Genomic DNA, 17,300 nt, shown 5'->3' with positions numbered 1-17,300 from the left:
GGCACGGCGAAGGCACATCACCATCGCGCCCCCTGTCGCGGGGTCACGACGCCGCGGTCAGCGCCGCGCTCCCCCCGCCGGGCGACGCCGCCCGGCCCGCGGGCGCGCTCAGCCCGGAGCCGGCTCGCGGTGGATGCGGCCCTCGGTGGCGGTGAGCGGCCGCCCGGAGCCGCCCCAGCGGAGCTGGATCAGCTCGGCCGCGATGGACACCGCGGTCTCCTCTGGGGTGCGCGCACCGAGGTCGAGCCCGATCGGCGAACGCAGCCGCGCGAGCTCGTCCTCGGTCAGCCCGGCCTCCCGGAGCCGGTCGAGCCGGTCCTCGTGGGTGCGCCGGGAGCCCATGGCGCCGATGTAGCCCGCCGGGGTACGGAGCGCGAGCTCGAGCAGAGGCACGTCGAACTTGGGGTCGTGGGTGAGCACGCAGATGACCGTACGCTCGTCCACGTCGACGTCGGCGAGGAATCGGTGCGGCCACTTCACCACGACCTCGTCGGCCTCCGGGAAGCGCTTGGCGGTCGCGAAGACGGGCCGCGCGTCGCACACGGTGACGTGGTAACCGAGGAACTTGCCGACCCGCGCGACCGCGGCGGCGAAGTCGATCGCCCCGAACACCAGCAGCCGCGGCGGCGGCGCGAAGGAGTGGACGAACACGGCGAGCTCGTCGAGCCGCCGCTCCCCCTTCGGCCCGTAGTGCCGCTGCCCGGTCAGACCCTGCGCCAGCATTCCGCGAACGTCGTCGTCGGCGGCCGCGTCGAGCCGACCGGCGTACGACCGGCCCGGCGCCAGCGAGCCGGACGCGCGATCGGGCCAGACGACCCGGCGCGCGCCGATCGCGCCGGGCCCGGCGGTGACCGTGGCCACCGCGACGGCCGACCCCCGCCTGATCGCACGGGCCACCTCGGCGAACTCGGGGAAGGTCGAGGGATCGACCGGCTCCACCAGGATGTCGAGGATGCCGCCGCACGTGAGCCCCACCGCGAAGGCGTCGTCGTCGCTCACGCCGTAACGCTGCACCACCGGTTCGCCCGACTCGATCACCGAGCGCGCCAGGTCGTACACCGCTCCCTCGACGCAGCCGCCCGACACGCTGCCGACGACCTCGCCGTCCGAGGACACCGCCATCGCCGCGCCCGGCGGACGCGGAGCGCTGCGGAAGGTGTTGACCACGGTGGCGAGCCCGAAGGTCTCGCCGGCTCCGTACCACTTCGAAATGGCGTCCAGAACGTCACGCACCGCGGTTCCTCTCGTCTCGCCCTGCTCCGATGACCGGGCTCCGGCGGCGCACCGCTCCGATCACCTCCGCCAGTTCCGCCAGCGCATCGGCACTGTGACCGGCGACGAAGTCGTCAATGTGCGGAAGGGCCGCGACCATCCCGCCGGTGAGCGGCTCGTAGCCCGGACGCGCCTTGTGCGGGTTGGCCCACACGACCCGGTGCGCCAGGCGGTGCAGCCGCGCCATCTGCTCGCCGAGCAGGCCGGCGTCGCCGCGCTCCCACCCGTCAGAGGCGATCACCACGATCGCGCCGCGTGCCATGCCGCGCTGGCCGAACCGGTCGAGGAACTCCTTGAGCTCCTCGCCGAGCCGGGTTCCGCCGCTCCAGTCCGGGATGGCGTCCGACGCGGCCGTCATCGCGAGGTCGGGGACCCGGTGCCGGAGCTCGCTGGTCAGCCGGGTCAGCCGGGTTCCCACGCTGAAGACCTCGGTGGTGCGCGCACCCGACCGCATCGCCGCGTGCGCGAACCGCAGGAGCGCGTCGGCGTAGGGGGTCATCGAGCCGCTCACGTCGACCAGCAGGACGACGCGGCGCGGCTTGCGGCGGTGTGCCCGGTGGTGCAGCCGGGAGACCTCCCCGCCCCGCCGCAGCAGCGTACGGACCGTACGCGCCTGATCGAGCCGGCCGGACGGCGCGGGCGTGAGCCGCCTCGACCGGCGCAGCTCGGTGGAGGCGTCGAGCAACGCGATCAGCCGGTTGACCTCCGCCCGCTCGGCCGGGCTCAGCCCTGAGACGTCCCGGTGCCGCAGCACCTCGACGGCGCTCGCGGTCGCCGTGTGGACGTCGTCGGTGGGCTCCTCGTCCCGTGTGTCACGATCTCCCGACGCCGTCACGGGCACCGCGACGTGCCGCACGATCACCGTGGGAGGCGGGGGCCGGCCGGGGCGTGCCGTCTCGCCGGAGAAGTACGCGGCGAAGCACCGGTCGTAGCGCGGCAGATCGTCGGGGTCGGCGCACAGCGTCAGCCGCCCCGCCCAGTAGACGTCGCGGGGGTCGAGCACATCCAGATGGTCGAGAGCGGCCACCATGGCCTGCAGCCGTTCTGGCCCGGCGTCGACGCCGGCCGCTCTGAGAGTACGGGCGAAGCCGGTCATCGTGGCGATGACGTCACCCGCGCCCGTAGCGGGACGCGAGAGATCGCCTCTCGGCCCGCCCATTCCGCGGCCGTCCATGATCAGTTCCCGTCGAGCAACGCGTCGAGCCCGCGCCGGACCACGCGCTCCTGGTCCTCGCGGTACTTCAGGACGGCGCCGAGCGTGACCGCGACCGTGTCGGGCTCGAGATCCCGAAGGCCCAGGGTGAGGAGCGCCTCGGTCCAGTCGAGGGTCTCGGCGACCCCGGGTGGCTTCAGCAGGTCCTCGCCGCGCAGGCGCTGTGCGGCCCGCGCGACCTGACGTGCCAGCCGCTCCGTGGCGTCCGGCAGCCGCCTGCGGATGATCGCGACCTCACGGTCGAAGGACGGGTGTTCCAGCCAGTGGTAGAGGCACCGGCGCTTCAGCGCGTCATGCACCTCGCGGGTGCGGTTGGAGGTCACCACGACGACGGGCGGCTCCTCGGCGTGGATCGTGCCGAGCTCCGGAATCGAGATCGTGAAGTCCGAGAGCACCTCCAGCAGGAAGGCCTCGAACTCGTCGTCGGCCCGGTCGACCTCGTCGACGAGCAGCACGCTGGGCGTCGTCTCGAGAGCCTGGAGCAGCGGCCGGGCGAGCAGGAACCGCCGGTCGTACAGCTCGGCCTCCAGGCGGGCGACGTCCGTGGCGCCGGCCGCCTCAGCGGCGCGCAGGTGCAGAAGCTGGCGCGGAAAGTCCCAGTCGTACAGCGCCTGCGTCGCGTCGAGGCCCTCGTAACACTGCAGCCGGATCAGCGGCGCGCCGAGCACCTCGGCGAGAGTCCTGGCCAGCGCGGTCTTGCCGACACCGGCCTCGCCCTCCAGGAAGAGCGGGCGTCGCATCCGCAGCGCAAGGTAGGCCGCGGCGGCCAGCCCCTCATCGGCCAGGTAGGCGCGTCGGGCGAGATGATCGGCTAGCCCCCGGGGGGAATTGATGTCATCCGTCCGGGTCGCGGCGTTCTGTGTCACAGCCTCAGGTTACTCAGCGCCGGTGCGATCGCGAGTGATGATCAAACGCCCTTCCACCGGGGGCCCACGGGCCGGCGAAAACCAGACTTTAACAGTTGACTTTATTGGGAATAGCACACACGATCGGGGGCATGAGCGACGACCTCACCGACGAGGGGACGTACGAACGCGTGCGCGCCGGCCAGTGGCTCTCTCGCGTGGGCGGCGCCGAGGTGTCCCGGCGCAAGCTGCTGCGGACGTCCGCGGGCATCGGCCTCGGGGCGGCGATCGCGGGCACCGGCCAGGCCGTCGGCGGCACCGCCCACGCGGGCACCGGTCACGCCGGAACTGGCCACGCGGGCACGGGCGCCACCCGGGTGCTCGCCGGCGCCGGCCGGGCGGCCGCCGAGGGCCCGATCGTGAAGCCGCTGCCTCCGGAGCTCTTTGTCGTGCACGGCACGAACGCCGAGACCCGCTGGGAGGCCATGTCCGGGCAGGGCCACCTGACCCCGGCCGATCGCTTCTTCGTGCGCAACCACACCACCACCCCGCTGATCGACGCGCTGACGTGGCGGCTGAGGCTGTGGGGCTCCGGGCTGCGCGGCGCCCCCGCCGAGGACCGGCCGGTCGAGTTCTCCTACGAGGACCTGCTCGCTCTGCCGGCCGAGTCGCTCACCGCCTTCATCGAGTGCACCGGCAACGGCCGTGGCTTCTTCAGCTCCCAGCAGGGCCAGACGGTGTCGGGAACCCCCTGGCGGCTCGGCGCGGTGGGGGTGGCGCGCTGGCGCGGCGTGCGACTGGCGACGGTGCTCGACCGGGCGGGGCTCACCCGCCGGGCGGTCGACGTCCTGCCGCGCGGGCTCGACGCCGAGTTCGTCGACAAGGGGGTGAACCTGGGCCGGGTCCGCCGGCCGCTGCCGGTGGCCAAGGCCCTCGACGACGTGCTGCTGGCCTATGAGATGAACGGCCGTCCGCTCCCGCCCGATCACGGCTTCCCGGTACGGCTGGTGGTGCCGTCCTGGGTGGGGATCGGGTCCATCAAGTGGCTCGGTGACATTCAGGTGTCCGACCAGCCCCTGTTCTCTCCCTGGAACACCCAGTTCTACCGGCTGTTCGGTCCGGATCATCCCCCGGAGGGCGGCCCGCCGCTCACGCGCATGGTCGTCAAGAGCGCCTTCGAGCTGCCGTGGGACGCCCGCGTCGAGGCCGGGCGCGCGCACACGCTGCGCGGGCGGTCATGGTCGGGCGGCGGCCGGATCCGGCGGGTCGAGGTCAGCGTCGACGGCGGCGCGAGCTGGCAGGCGGCGCACTCCGGCGGTCAGCCGTCCGCGACCGCCTGGCGGCGCTGGGAGTTCCGCTGGACGCCCCGGCGGCCGGGCCCGCACGTGCTGCTGGCCAGGGCCACGGACGAGACGGGGGCCACCCAGCCGGACCAGGCACCGTACAACACGCTGGGTTATCTCTTCGGTGCTGTCGTCCGGCACCCCGTCACCGTAGTGTGAGGCTCTGTCGGCCCCCCGGGGGCGTCGCCGCCGGCCTCCACTCGCCCACCCGTCCGCACACCGCCGGATCGATCTCGGGAGAAGTTCCATGGCGCTCTGGAAAGCCGATCCCAGCTTCTACGCCTCGCCGCGTGACGCGATCGCGGCGCCGCCGGAGAAACTCGCCTACGTCGCGGCCTTCGACCGCGCCGCGCAGAAGCCCGACGCCATCGCGGTGCTCGACGTCGATGCCGATTCCGCGTCCTACGGGTCGGTGGTCGGGTGGACCGAGCTGCCCTACACCGGCGACGAGCTGCACCACTTCGGCTGGAACGCGTGCAGCAGCGCGCTGTGCCCGTACGCTCCGCATCCGCATGTCGAGCGCCGCTACCTCATCGTGCCCGGGCTGCGGTCGTCGCGCATCTATGTCGTCGACACCAAGGACCGGCCGACCAGCCCCGAGATCGTCAAGGTGCTCGAAGCGGACGAACTCGCCAAGCGCGCGGGCTACTCGCGCCCGCACACCGTGCACTGCGGGCCGGAGGGGATCTACGTGACCGCGCTCGGCGGGGCCGGCGGCAACGACGGCCCCGGCGGGATCGCGCTGCTCGACCACACCTCCTTCGACGTGCTCGGCCGCTGGGAGGTGGACCGGGGCCCGCAGTACTTCGCCTACGACGCCTGGTGGCACATCGCCCACGACGTGCTCGTCTCCTCCGAGTGGGGCACCCCATCGATGATCGAGGACGGGGTGGTGGGCGAGCTGCTGCTCGGCCGGAAGTACGGCCACTCCCTGCACTTCTGGGACCTGCGCAAGCGCAGGCACCAGCAGACGATCGACCTTGGCGACGAGCACCAGATGGTCCTCGAACTGCGCCCCGCGCACGACCCCACCAGGCAGTACGGGTTCGTGGGCGTGGTCGTCAGCGTCGAGGACCTGTCCGCGTCGGTCTGGGTGTGGCACCGCGACGGCGACCGGTGGGCCGCGAAGAAGGTCATCACCATCCCGGCCGAACCGGCGCCCGCCGAGGACCTGCCCCCGGTGATCCAGCCGTTCGGCGCCGTGCCACCGCTGATCACCGACATCGATCTCTCGGTCGACGACAAGTACCTCTACGTCTCCTGCTGGGGCACCGGCGAGCTCAAGCGCTACGACGTGTCCGACCCGTTCCACCCGGTCGAGGCGGGATCGGTGCGGATCGGCGGGATCGTCCGGCGCACGCCCCACCCGGCCGCACCCGACCTTCCGCTCTCCGGCGGGCCGCAGATGGTCGAGGTCAGCCGCGACGGGAAACGCGTCTACGTGACCAACTCGCTGTACGGGGCGTGGGACGACCAGTTCTACCCCGACGGGGTCGGCGCCTGGATGGCCAAGCTGGACTCGGGCGCCGAGTTCGGCTTCGACGAGCGGTTCTTCCCGCATGGCGACGACTTCCGCGGCCTGCGCCCGCACCAGACGCGGTTGCAGGGCGGCGACGCGTCCTCGGACTCGTACTGCTACCCGTGACCGAGGGGTCGCTGGCCGCGCTGGTCGCGCTCGGCGCCTTCCACGGGCTCAACCCGGGGATGGGCTGGCTGTTCGCGGTCGCCCGCGGTTTACAGGAGCGCAGCCGCGCGCTGGTACTGCAGTCGCTGCCCGCGATCGCCTGCGGGCACGCGGCGTCGGTGGGCGTCGTCGCCCTCGTGGTGACGACGACCGGGTCGGTGCTCACCACCCGGATCGTCGCCATCGGCGGCGGGGTCGTGCTGGTGGGCTTCGGGCTGTGGCGGCTGCTGTCGAAGCGGCATTTCCGCTGGGTCGGCATGAAACTGTCGCTGTGGCAGCTCGGGTGCTGGTCGTTCCTGATGTCGTCGGTGCACGGCGCCGGGCTGATGCTGCTCCCGGTACTGACCACCTCGGCGGCTCCCTCCGGCCACGACCACGGCCTGTCCTCCGGCCCCGTCGGCGCGGCCGTGTTCGTCACGGGTGTGCACACGCTGGCGATGCTGGCCGTCGCGGGTGTGATCGCGGTGCTCGCCTACGACGTGATGGGGCTGACGGTGCTGCGCAGGGCGTGGTTCAATCTCGACCGGCTCTGGGCCTTCGCGCTGATCTGCGCGGGGGCGCTCACGGTGCTGACCGCCTCGTGAGCGGCCGCCGCGACGAAAGGACGGAAGGCATGTCGTTGAGGGTTCTGTTCATCGGTGGCACCGGGGTGATCAGCTCCGCCTGCGTGGACGCCGCCGTCGCGGCCGGCATGGACGTCACGATGATCAATCGCGGCACCTCCAGCGCCCGCCCCGCTCCGGACGCGGCCGAGGTGCTCCGCGCCGACATCCGCGACGCCGGCGCGGTACGGCGGACCCTCGGGGGCCGGCACTTCGACGCGGTGGCCGACTTCCTCGCCTACACCCCCGAGCAGGCGCAGGCGAGTGTCGAGGCGTTCGGCGACCGGACCGGGCAGTACCTGTTCATCGGTTCCGCGTCCGCCTACCAGACACCTCCACAGCGCCTGCCCATCGTCGAGTCGACGCCGCTCCGCAACCCCATGTCCCAGTACTCCCGCGACAAGATCGCCTGCGAGCGGTTGCTGATCGACGCGCACCGGACCTCGGGTCTGCCAGTGACGATCGTGCGGCCTTCGCACACCTACGATCGCACCCACGTTCCGCTCATGTCCGGATGGACCGACGTCGACCGCATGCGGCGCGGTCACGAGGTGGTGGTGCACGGCGACGGCACATCGCTCTGGACGCTCACCCACCACACCGACTTCGCCACCGCGTTCACCGGGCTCCTCGGCAACCCCCTCGCCATCGGCGACAGTTTCCACATCACCTCTGACGAGGTGCTCAGCTGGAATCAGATCTACGAGCTCATGGGATCGGCCGCCGGGGCGACGCCGCGTCTGGTGCATGTTCCATCGAAGACGATCGCCGCCGTCGAACCGGACCTGAGCGCCCCGCTGCTCGGTGACCGGACCCACTCGATGGTGTTCGACAACACCAAGATCAAGCGTCTCGTGCCTGGCTGGACCGCGCGCGTCCCCTTCGCCGTGGGCGCCCGCGAGATCGTCGCATGGCACGACGCCGACCCGCGGCGCAGGACCGTCGACCGGGCCGCCGACGACCTGTGGGACGACCTCATCGCGGCCATGGCCAAGGTGGTGGGATGACGCGGGGCCGACCGATCAGGGCCTGATCAGTGTGACGCCGGCGGCCGGGTACGGCCGGTCAGGGCGTGGCGGGGCGCCGCGTGCGGCGGCCGCCGCGCGGCCAGACGAGGCCACCGGCATAGCGCTTGGTCAGCCGGTAGGTCGGCACCGGGCTGCTGCTGACCATCTCCTTGTAGGCGACGGCCGCCCGGCCGGAGAGGAACCAGCGGCGCGGGGTGTCGTCGGGGTGGGTGAACTGGATGACGGCGTCGCGGCGGCCCAGGCTGACCGGCTGGTGGAAGTAGCCGAACCTGAACGGCCTGACCCGGCGTCCCCGCACCAGCGCGACGATCGTGTCGGCGGTGTAGGCGGCAGTCGGAATGCCGCTCTGGCAGGTGCCGTGAACGCCGCCCCAGGCCTGCCGGATCGCCGCGGCGTCGCCGACGGCGTGCACCTGGGGGGCCGACACCGACCGGAGCGTGGCGTCGGTGATGACACGTCCCCGGCCGTCGGCCGCGATGCCCGCGTCGGCGGCCAGCGGCGCGATCCGCACGCCCGAGGTCCACAGGGTGGCGTCGGAGTGCACGAGTTCCCCGCCGGCGAGTTCCACGGCGTCCGGCAGGACCTTCACGATCTCGGCCCCGGCCCGGACCACGACTCCCAGGCGCTCAAGCGCGCGGTCGAGGTGGCTCCGTGCCCGCTCCCCCATCATCCGGCCCGGAACGTCACGGCTGAGGAGCACCACCCGGACACCCGGGTGCGACTCCGCGATCTCGGCCGCGGCCTCGACGCCGGTGAGACCGCCTCCGCAGACCGTCACGGTCCCGCCGAGCCGTTCGAGTTCGGCCAGCCTGGCGGCCAGCCGGCCGGCCGCCCGCGCATCGTCGAAGGTGTGGGCGTGAACGTCCGCACCGGGCACCGCGCCGGTGTCGGCCACTCCGCCGATCGCGTACACCAGCGTGTCGTAGCCGAGCGTGCGCGCTCCGGCCGAGGTGTCCACCTCCACCTCCCGGTCGCCGGGATCGATGCGGACGGCCCGGCCCTCGACGAACTCGACGCCGGTGCCGTCGAGCAGGTCGGCGATCCGATGGTCGGCGAGCTCCTGTCCGGTGGCGACCTGGTGCATCCGCAACCGCTCGGTGAACCGGCCCGAGGGGTTGACGATGGTCACTGTCACACCGTGCCGGCGGCCACGCCTAGCCGTCCGGATCGCGCACATCATCCCGGCGTAGCCGGCACCCAGCACCAGCACGCGGTGTCCGCTCATGGTCTCGGTCATCGCTCCGTCCTCCTGTTTCCGCGCCGATTTCCGCGCCGTCGACCAGAGGACGGGACAGCCCGCCGAGACGTGACATCCCGGGCATCGGCGCCACGGAAGGGCGACGGAAGGCACGACCTCAAGGTTGGTCGAGCTATAGGCTGCGATCCGTGACAGTTTCAGCCGATCTCAAGGAGCTCAGCGTCGGCCAGCTCGCCGACAGGAGCGGAGTGGCGGTCTCCGCTCTGCACTTCTACGAGTCCAAGGGGCTGATCCGCAGCCGCCGGACGGCCGGGAACCAGCGCCGCTTCCCGCGCGACACGCTGCGCCGGGTCGCGTTCATCCGCGTCTCGCAGCGGGTCGGCATGCCGTTGAACACGATCCGCGAAGCGCTCTCCCAGCTGCCCGAGGAACGCACCCCGACCCGCGGTGACTGGGCCCGGCTGTCGGCGTCCTGGCGCAGTGAGCTGGACGCCCGCATCGAGCGGCTTCAGCAGCTGCGCGACGACCTCACCGATTGCATCGGCTGCGGCTGCCTCTCCCTGGGCAGCTGCAAGCTCTCCAACCCCTCGGACGTGCTCGGCGAGAGCGGGCCGGGGCCGCGACGGCTGCTCACCGACGCCGCCGCGCCGGCGTCACTCGCGGCCGCCGACGGTGCCGGAGCAGGCCGGGGGACGTCGTCGCGGATCGAGCCGGTGATCGAACTGGTGGCGGACGCGTGCGCACCCGCATGCGAGGGCGGCGACGTTCAGGAACCGTCCTCCGCGCGCCGGGCCGGACGCAGGTAGGCCCACAGGAGGAACGCGGCCCCGAAGACGAGCATGGCCAGGCCGGTCCAGAGGTTGATGTTCACCCCCTGGGCCTTGTCCAGCTCGGCCTTGGAGTCGAACAGCCCGGCGACCCCGACGATCACGCCGTAGACGCAGAACAGCGCACCGATGATGACCCGGATCTCGCTCAGCACGGTGAGGAGGGCGGGCCGCCGTCGCATCGGGGTGTCGGGCGTCTTGTCCGTTGTCATGATTCATCTCTCCAGGCGTCAGAGCAGCGGCAGGTAGAGGGCGGCGCCCAGGGCGAGCGCCCCGACGCCCAGCACGACCGGGGAGCGGAACCACGCCTTGTCCCCCGCGATGGAGTCGTCGACCAGATCGTCGGACTTGATGCCCCGCACCAGGCCGGCGAGTTCGGTTGCGGGCTTGGGCGCCGTCATGAAGGTGACGGCCACCGACACCGCGACGTCGACCACGAAGGCGATTCCGGCCCCCCAGAAGCTGGAGTTCAGGTCGGTGCCGAAGTCCAGCACCCCGGCCTTGTAGAGCACATAGGACGCCATCGCGCTCAGCGTGCCCGCCAGCAGTCCCCAGAACCCCGCCCAGGGCGTCATCCGCCGCCAGAACAGCCCGACGATGAAGGTCGCGAACAGCGGTGCGTTGAAGAACGCGAACAGCGACTGCATGTAGTTCATGATGTTGCTGAACCCCGCGGCGATGAAGGCGGTGCCGATACCGCCGGCCACGCCCGCGACGGTGACCCAGCGGCCGACCTTGATGTAGTACGCGTCCGGCCGGTCCTTGGCGACGTTGGCCTTCCACAGGTCGTAGGTGAACACCGTGTTGAAGCCGCTGACGTTGGCCGCCATGCCCGCCATGAACGAGGCGATGAGGCCGGTGAGCGCGATGCCGAGCACGCCGCTCGGCAGCAGGTCGTTCATCAGCAGCGGTATCGCGTCGTTGTAGTCATTGGCCTTGCCGAGCTGCGGGAACAGCACGAGAGCGATCATTCCGGGAATCACGGTGACCGCCGGGATCATCAGCTTCGGGTAGGCCGCGACGATGGGGGTGAGCCGAGCGGCGTTGGTGTTGCGCGCCGACAGGCCCCGCTGTACCTCGGCGAAGTTGGTGGTCCAGTAGCCGAAGGAGAGCACGAAGCCGAGGCCGAAGATGATCCCGATCCAGTTGGCGGCCATCGGGTTCTCGGACCCGACACCCGTTCCGTGCCAGGCGTGCAGGCCGCCCTCACCCAGCGACGACGCCCTGATCTTCTCCGCCAGGCCGGACGGCCCGCCCACCTTGATGAGCCCGAGAACGGTGAGCGGGACCAGGCCGGCGAGGATGACGAAGAACTGCAGGACCTCGTTGTAGATCGCCGACGAGAGCCCGCCCAGGGTGATGTAGGCGAGCACGAAGGCCGCCGCCACGACGATGGCCGGCGGCAGCGGCCAGCCGAGCAGCGCGCGCATCACCAGAGCCAGCGCGTACAGGTTGATGCCGGCGATGAGCACCTGCGCGACCGCGAAGGTGACGGCGTTGAGCTGCTGCGTCGGCCGGTTGAAGCGCCGCCGCAGGAACTCGGGGACGCTGTGCACTCCGGACCGGTAGTAGAACGGCATCATCACGATGCCGAGGAACACCATGGCCGGCACCGCGCCGATCCAGTAGTAGTGCACGGTCATGGCGCCGTACTGGGCGCCGTTGGCGGCCATGCCGAGGATCTCGGTCGCGCCGAGGTTCGCCGACAGGAACGCCAGACCGGTGATCCAGGCGGGCAGCGACCGTCCGGAGAGGAAGAAGTCCGAACTGGTGCGCACCGTCATCCGGGCGATGAACCCGATGCCGAGCACCGTCCCGAAGTACAGCGCCAGCAGCAGGTAGTCGAGCCCGTTGACCTGTAGGCGGAGACCGTCCGCGACTGTTCCCACCCGTCCCTCCAAGATCGTGTGTCGCTGGGTGCTTCCCGCAGACGGCGTCGTCACTCCGGCTCTGCCCTACCATCTCGAGAAAGTAGCCAAATGTGATTTTGATCGCTTAAGGGCAACAATCCGGCGAGGCGGCTGGCGGAGATCGATCTACGTCCGGTAGTGGCGGGTCCGCGCCGCGTGAGGTAGAAATGATCATGTCGATCTTGATGGACGCTCCACAGCGCGCCCGGTCCCGCCCGTGGACCCGCATCCGCCCGCTCCGCGCCCTCGCGGTCACGCTTCTCATGATGGCCGTGCTGTTCCCGGTGCCGGCCTCCGCCTCCGTCACCCACCACGGCGGAAGGATCCCCACCGGGTTCGTCGTCCTCTCGGACGTGGACCCCACGATCCTGCACGACATCCGGTACCGCACGTCGCACAACTTCATCGGCCGCCCGATCATCGGTTACCGCCAGCCGCTGTGCATCCTCAGCCGGCCGGCGGCACAGGCGCTCCGCCGCGCCCAGGCCGCCCTGCGCCCGCGCGGCTACACCCTCAAGGTGTACGACTGCTACCGGCCGCAGCGCGCGGTGAACGACTTCGCACGCTGGGCCGAACGTCCCCGCGACGTGCGCATGAAGGGCGAGTTCTACCCGAACGTCGACAAGTCGAGGCTGTTCGAGGACGGTTACATCGCGGCCCGCTCCGGCCACAGCCGGGGCAGCACGGTCGACCTCACCCTCGTCCGGCTGCCGGCCAAGGCGCAGCGCCCCTACGTGCCCGGCGAACGGCTCGTGCCGTGTTTCGCCCCCCGCGACGAACGGTTCCCCGACAACACGGTCGACATGGGCACCGGCTTCGACTGCTTCGACACCCTGGCCAACACCCTCGACCCGCGAATCACCGGTAAGGCCCGGGACAACCGGCTGCTGCTCAAGAGCACGCTGGAGACGGCCGGCTTCACCAACTACGCCGCGGAGTGGTGGCACTACACCCTCAGCGGCGAGCCGTACCCGGACACCTACTTCGACTTCCCGGTCGCCCGCGGGTGACCGGCCCGGCGGCGCGGCTCAGCGCAATAACCTCGCGAGCTCGACCCGGGAGCGGATCCCGAGCCGGGTGAAGACGTTGCGCAGATGATGGTCGACGGTGCGGTGACTGAGGTCGAGCCGGGCGGCGATCTCCCTGTTGGTGGATCCTTCGGCGACCAGGCGGGCGATCTGCGCCTGCTGGGCCGTCAGGACGGCAAGGCCGCGGGCGTCGTCGAGCGCACCAGTCGGGACGGTGTCGCCGGCCGCGCGCAGTTCCGCCCGCGCCCGCTCCACCCACCGGCCCGCGTCATAGCGCTCAAAGATCAGTAGAGCGTTGCGCAGGTGCTCACGCGCGGCGCTCGGCCTGCGCCGGCGCCGCAGCCAGTGCCCGTAGAGCAGCTCGGTCCTCGCCATCTCGAAGGCGGAGTCCCCGTGCCGGTGCAGGCGCAGCGCCGCGCCGAAGTGCGCCTCCACCGTGCCGTCGCCGGCGCGGCCATCATCGGCACCGCCATCGTCCCCACCGCCACCGCCATCTCTGCCGTCGCCATCGCCGTCGCCGCCCGCACGGCCCGCGTGGTCGGCGAGCAGCGCCCGGCAGCGCTGCGCCAGCGCTCGCCGGGTGGGATTGCGGGTGCCTTCCGCCCAGAGCTCGAAGAGCCGCAGGGCCCGCGCCGAGGAGGCCCCCCGGCCGCAGCGGACGGCGGCCTCGACGAAGTGCGGCGTGGCGAGGACGCGTACGACCGAGTGGACGGGACCCCCGGCCGCCATCCGGGCGAGGCGGCCGGCCGCGTCGGCCGGACGGTCGTCCGCGAGATCCAGGCACGCGAGCGCCCACGAGCTCATGGCGTCCGCACGTGCGAGCCCTCGCCTGTTCACCTCGTCGGAGATCTCCCCGAGGTGCCGCGCCACCGTCTCCCCGTCCCCCTGGAAGGCCGCGATCAGCGTGATGGTGGCGACGTGGTCCATCGCGCAGTTCGCCTGGCCGGCCACGCGCGAAAGGCGAAGTCCTTCCAGGGCGGCGGCGAGGGCCGCCGGGTACCGCCCGAGGGAGAGCTCGGCCTGGGCGAGCGCCCACAGCGCCCAGGGCACCGGAGCCACGACGCCGTGCTCGCGTGCGGCCGCCACCGCCTGCGTGGCGAGATCCTGGGCCCGTTGATCGTCTCCGAGGGTGAGCGCGGCCAGGCTCGCCCAGGTCTTGGCGGCGCAGTCCTCGGTCAGGTCCGCGTACTCGATCACCCGTCGCAGACGCGCGGCGGCGTCCGCGTGCCGGCCCTGGAACGTCGCCGCCATGCCGGCGATGTGGTGGAGCATCAGCGTGACGAGCGGAGACTCGCCGGTGCCGCCCAGCGCGGCGGCGCGTTCGGCGATGGCCAGGCACGATCGCCGGTCTCCGGTGATCCGGACCGCCTCGCCGGCCCGAGCCAGAGCGGTGATGGCGAGCACCCGGTCCACGTCGGCGAGCCGGTCCGCCGCCTCCACCAGCATCCGGCCGCCGATGGCGGGGATCCCGTCACGCAGCTCGATCTCACCGCGCAGCAGACCGGCGAGGCCGAGCAGTTCACCCGTACCCGTCAATGGCCGCGCCTGGCGCAGCAGCGCGTGCGCGCGCCGGGACCGGCCCGCCGTCCAGGCGTCCGATGCCGCCGCGATCAGCCGCTCCGCCCTGGCCTCCCGGGTGCGCGAGAGGGCGGCGGCGCGCTGCCAGGCACGGGAGGACTCGGCGAGGTGCCCGGCCCGCCTGGCCGCGAGCGCGGCCGTCGCGAGCTCGTCGGCGAGTCGGCCGTCCGGTTCGCCGGCGACGGCGGCCAGATGCCAGCTCCGCCGCGACCGCTCCCACTCCCGGTCGAGTACGGTCGCGAGCGCCGCGTGTGCCGCGTGCCGTTCAGCGGGCGCCGCGTCGGCGTACAGGCACGACCGGATCAACTGGTCCGGCACCTCGACGGCCTGGCCGTCCAGCCGTACGAGACCCGCGGCGCGCGCCGGCTCCAGCGCCCGCAGGTCGACGCCGGCCCGGGCCGCGGCGCGGGCGAGCGTGTCCAGGTCGAGCCGGTCGTCGGCCACGGCCATGAGGGTCAGCCGGCGGGCCGCCCGGGGCAGCCGCAGATACCGCCGCCGGTAGACGGCCCGCAGCCTGCTGCACGCCGGGAGCGCCCGGGGGGACGGCGCGTCGCCGGAGAGCTGCTCCGGTGTCAGCGACTCGGCGAGCTCCACCAGCGCCAGCGGCCGGCCGCAGGCGATCTCGAGCAGTTCCCCGGCCAGCTCGGCGGGCAGGTCGCCGCCGGTCCGGTCTTCGAGCACGCGATGACCCGACGGCTCGTCTAGGCCGGTGAGCGCGAGGCCGGGAACGTCGGCGAAGCACTCCGGCCAGGTGGCCCCCGGCAGGTCGCTTCCGGCGGAGAACACCATGACGACCGGTTCGTCGGCGAGCCGTCGCGCCGTGAAGGCCAGCGCCTCGGCCGAGACCCGGTCCAGCCGCTGCACGTCGTCGACCCAGCACAGCACCGGGCCGCCGCGCGCCGCCTCGGCCAGCAGCCCGCCCACGGCCGCATAGAGCGTCAAGGAGTCGGCCGGCCGCTCTCGCAGGCCGCCCACGACCGGGGCCAGGGCGTCGGCCTGCGATGCGGGCAGCCGCCTGATCCGCTCGGCGACGGGCCTCAGCAGCCGGTGCAACCCGGCGAACGGCACGGCTCGCTCCGGCCGGATCCCCCGGGTACCGAGCGTACGGAAGCCGGACCCGGCCCTCCGTACGACCGCCTCCAGCAGCGCGGACCGGCCGAGGCCCGGTTCGGCGACGATCAGCAGCGCCCCTCCCGCTCCATTGCGCGTGCGGTCGAGCAGGGCACCGAGGGTCTCGAGCTCGTGGTCACGACCGCGCAGCACGGCCGGGTCACCGGTCGCGGCGGGCATGCCGTCCGCGCCGGAGAGAGCGGAGGGACGGCGTGATCGCATATCACTCCCTCAACGGGTGGGAACGGATCGCTGGCATACGTCAACACGGAGCGACCGAACCGGTCCAGAGCGGCGTTCTCATTCAGTGAGCCGACCCAACGAACCGGCGGTCGCGTTGTGACCGGCCACAATCCGGCCGCCGATCGCCCCGCCGGTATGGTCAGGGCCGCGCTCCGATGGCACCATGAGCGCCCGCGAGCGCTGGAGGTGGCATCGACCATGGCGACCGCACCCGACGGCGCCGACCGGGCGATCATGCGAAAGGCCGTGCTGCGCCTGTGGGATCGCCTTCCGGAACTCACCGATCAACTGGTCTCGGAGATCCTCGACGGCGAAGGACGCGACCGGCCCGCCGAGCTGCGCGACGACCTGTGGGAGACCTGCCAGATCGGGCTTGAGCACGGCATCGGGGCGATCCTCGAGCCGGGCGGCCGGCGGCTGGACCTGCAGTGGGCCGAACGGCTCGGCCGGCGCCGAGCCGAGCAGGGACAGCCGCTGGACCAGCTGCTCAGGTCCTACCGCCTGGCCGGCAGGGTGTTCTGGGAGGCCCTGGTCGAGGTGGTGAGCGAGGAGCACCCGGCGCACGTGCCGGCCCTCGTCCGTCACGCCACCCGAACCTGGCAGACCATCGACCAGCAGTCCAGCATGGCCGCCGAGGCCTACCGTCACACCCGCTACGAACTGCTGCGCCGCAGTGAGGAGCGGACGCAGGCGGTCGTCGACGCGCTCCTCGAGGGGCGCGCCGCCGAGGGCGGGCTGCTCCCCACCGCGACGGCGGTGCTCGGGCTGCCGCAGCGGGGCCGCTACGCGGTCGTCGTGCTGCGCGACGACGACGCCCTCGGCGAGTGGGGCGGCCACCGGCCGGCGGACGTCGACGGAGTGCGTTTCATCTGGCGGATGCGCGCCGACGCCACTGTCGGACTGGTCTGTCTCGGCCCGGCCGGCCTCGACGACGTCGTCGCGGCGCTACGTCCCCATGTGCGCGGTCACGCGGGACTGAGCCCGGTCGTCGACGGACTCGGCGAGCTCGGGTGGGCCCGGCGGCTCGCGGACCTCGCGCTGCGCACCTGCCGACCCGGGGAGAACGAGATCGCCACGCTCGACCGGCGGCTGCCGGAGGCCCTGGTCGTCTCGCAGCCGGAGCTGGCCGCCCGGCTCGGCCGGGAGGTACTGGGCCCCCTCGCCGACGTCGATCCCGGCTTCCGGGAAGTCCTGGTGACCACCCTCACCGCCTGGCTCGACTGCGACGGGTCTGCGGCGCGCGCGGCGAACCGCCTCTACTGCCACCACAACACCGTGCTCAACCGCCTGCGCCGCATCGAGCGGCTCACCGGGCGGTCGCTGGCCCGGCCGCGCGATCTCGTGGAGGTCGCCCTCGCGCTGAGCGCTCTGAACCTGCACGGCGCCGGGCCCGCGCGGCCGCCGGACTGATCGATCCAG

The 17,300-nt window shown here is 72.4% G+C and carries 13 protein-coding genes and 1 pseudogene; 7 read left to right on the top strand and 7 right to left on the bottom strand.

The features are described 5' to 3' along the window. Positions 1-108: 108 nt before the first annotated feature. Genes HKK74_RS08190 through HKK74_RS08180 form a run of 3 tightly spaced genes read right to left on the bottom strand, consistent with a single transcriptional unit; the run spans position 109 to position 3,351 of the window. Positions 109-1,233: an XdhC family protein gene (locus HKK74_RS08190; protein WP_187242468.1), complete on the bottom strand. Its 1,125-nt coding sequence runs from the start codon at positions 1,231-1,233 to the stop codon at positions 109-111. Beyond that, positions 1,226-2,446, bottom strand: a complete 1,221-nt coding sequence (locus tag HKK74_RS08185; protein ID WP_187242467.1) for a vWA domain-containing protein — start codon at positions 2,444-2,446, stop codon at positions 1,226-1,228. The genes HKK74_RS08190 and HKK74_RS08185 overlap by 8 nt, the downstream gene beginning before the upstream one ends. 2 nt (positions 2,447-2,448) lie before the next feature. Further along, positions 2,449-3,351, bottom strand: coding sequence for an AAA family ATPase (locus tag HKK74_RS08180; protein ID WP_187242466.1), 903 nt, complete (start codon positions 3,349-3,351; stop codon positions 2,449-2,451). A gap of 131 nt (positions 3,352-3,482) precedes the next feature. Here HKK74_RS08180 and HKK74_RS08175 point away from each other — a divergent pair, with 131 nt between their 5' ends. From HKK74_RS08175 to HKK74_RS08160, 4 genes are all read left to right on the top strand, one after another. Then, a complete protein-coding gene (locus HKK74_RS08175; protein ID WP_187242465.1) occupies positions 3,483-4,832 on the top strand; it encodes a sulfite oxidase in 1,350 nt (449 codons plus the stop codon). Between the two features lie 88 nt (positions 4,833-4,920). Beyond that, positions 4,921-6,318, top strand: coding sequence for a selenium-binding protein SBP56-related protein (locus tag HKK74_RS08170; RefSeq protein ID WP_187242464.1), 1,398 nt, complete (start codon positions 4,921-4,923; stop codon positions 6,316-6,318). Next, positions 6,315-6,941, top strand: coding sequence for a hypothetical protein (locus tag HKK74_RS08165; protein WP_187242463.1), 627 nt, complete (start codon positions 6,315-6,317; stop codon positions 6,939-6,941). Before HKK74_RS08170 ends, HKK74_RS08165 begins: the two co-directional genes overlap by 4 nt. A gap of 29 nt (positions 6,942-6,970) precedes the next feature. Continuing rightward, a complete protein-coding gene (locus tag HKK74_RS08160; RefSeq protein ID WP_187242462.1) occupies positions 6,971-7,966 on the top strand; it encodes an SDR family oxidoreductase in 996 nt (331 codons plus the stop codon). A 58-nt stretch (positions 7,967-8,024) separates the two neighbouring features. Here HKK74_RS08160 and HKK74_RS08155 read toward each other — a convergent pair whose 3' ends face one another. Continuing rightward, positions 8,025-9,224, bottom strand: a complete 1,200-nt coding sequence (locus HKK74_RS08155) for an NAD(P)/FAD-dependent oxidoreductase (RefSeq protein ID WP_246491331.1) — start codon at positions 9,222-9,224, stop codon at positions 8,025-8,027. A 149-nt stretch (positions 9,225-9,373) separates the two neighbouring features. Here HKK74_RS08155 and soxR point away from each other — a divergent pair. Further along, positions 9,374-9,832: pseudogene (soxR, locus tag HKK74_RS08150) on the top strand (redox-sensitive transcriptional activator SoxR); the annotation flags it as partial. 119 nt (positions 9,833-9,951) lie between these two features. Here the strand turns inward: soxR and HKK74_RS08145 are convergent. Then, positions 9,952-10,224 (bottom strand): hypothetical protein, encoded by a 273-nt coding sequence (locus HKK74_RS08145; RefSeq protein ID WP_187242461.1) that lies wholly within the window; start codon positions 10,222-10,224, stop codon positions 9,952-9,954. An 18-nt stretch (positions 10,225-10,242) separates the two neighbouring features. Continuing rightward, the gene (locus HKK74_RS08140; RefSeq protein WP_187242460.1) at positions 10,243-11,901 is read right to left on the bottom strand and encodes a sodium:solute symporter family protein; all 1,659 of its coding nucleotides are present in this window, start codon (positions 11,899-11,901) and stop codon (positions 10,243-10,245) included. 194 nt (positions 11,902-12,095) lie between these two features. On the opposite strand from HKK74_RS08140, the gene HKK74_RS08135 reads away from it, so the two are divergent. Continuing rightward, positions 12,096-12,932, top strand: a complete 837-nt coding sequence (locus tag HKK74_RS08135; protein ID WP_222721998.1) for a M15 family metallopeptidase — start codon at positions 12,096-12,098, stop codon at positions 12,930-12,932. An 18-nt stretch (positions 12,933-12,950) separates the two neighbouring features. Here HKK74_RS08135 and HKK74_RS08130 read toward each other — a convergent pair whose 3' ends face one another. Further along, entirely contained in the window at positions 12,951-15,860 is a 2,910-nt protein-coding gene (locus HKK74_RS08130) for a helix-turn-helix transcriptional regulator (RefSeq protein WP_187242459.1), read from the bottom strand. 219 nt (positions 15,861-16,079) lie between these two features. Between HKK74_RS08130 and HKK74_RS08125 the strand changes: the two genes are divergently transcribed. Then, positions 16,080-17,291: a PucR family transcriptional regulator gene (locus tag HKK74_RS08125; protein ID WP_187242458.1), complete on the top strand. Its 1,212-nt coding sequence runs from the start codon at positions 16,080-16,082 to the stop codon at positions 17,289-17,291. Positions 17,292-17,300: the final 9 nt, after the last annotated feature.

Source organism: Actinomadura alba (genome assembly GCF_014323705.1).
Classification (GTDB): Bacteria; Actinomycetota; Actinomycetes; order Streptosporangiales; family Streptosporangiaceae; genus Actinomadura_C; species Actinomadura_C alba.
This window is presented reverse-complemented; position numbering and strand designations above follow the sequence as displayed.

Coding starts and splice junctions, on each gene's coding strand:
- HKK74_RS08185 (WP_187242467.1), bottom strand. CDS start 2,446: ATGGACGGCCGCGGAATGGGCGGGCCGAGAGGCGATCTCTCGCGTCCC.
- HKK74_RS08175 (WP_187242465.1), top strand. CDS start 3,483: ATGAGCGACGACCTCACCGACGAGGGGACGTACGAACGCGTGCGCGCC.
- HKK74_RS08170 (WP_187242464.1), top strand. CDS start 4,921: ATGGCGCTCTGGAAAGCCGATCCCAGCTTCTACGCCTCGCCGCGTGAC.
- HKK74_RS08160 (WP_187242462.1), top strand. CDS start 6,971: ATGTCGTTGAGGGTTCTGTTCATCGGTGGCACCGGGGTGATCAGCTCC.
- HKK74_RS08155 (WP_246491331.1), bottom strand. CDS start 9,224: ATGACCGAGACCATGAGCGGACACCGCGTGCTGGTGCTGGGTGCCGGC.
- HKK74_RS08145 (WP_187242461.1), bottom strand. CDS start 10,224: ATGACAACGGACAAGACGCCCGACACCCCGATGCGACGGCGGCCCGCC.
- HKK74_RS08135 (WP_222721998.1), top strand. CDS start 12,096: ATGTCGATCTTGATGGACGCTCCACAGCGCGCCCGGTCCCGCCCGTGG.
- HKK74_RS08130 (WP_187242459.1), bottom strand. CDS start 15,860: ATGCGATCACGCCGTCCCTCCGCTCTCTCCGGCGCGGACGGCATGCCC.
- HKK74_RS08125 (WP_187242458.1), top strand. CDS start 16,080: ATGGCGACCGCACCCGACGGCGCCGACCGGGCGATCATGCGAAAGGCC.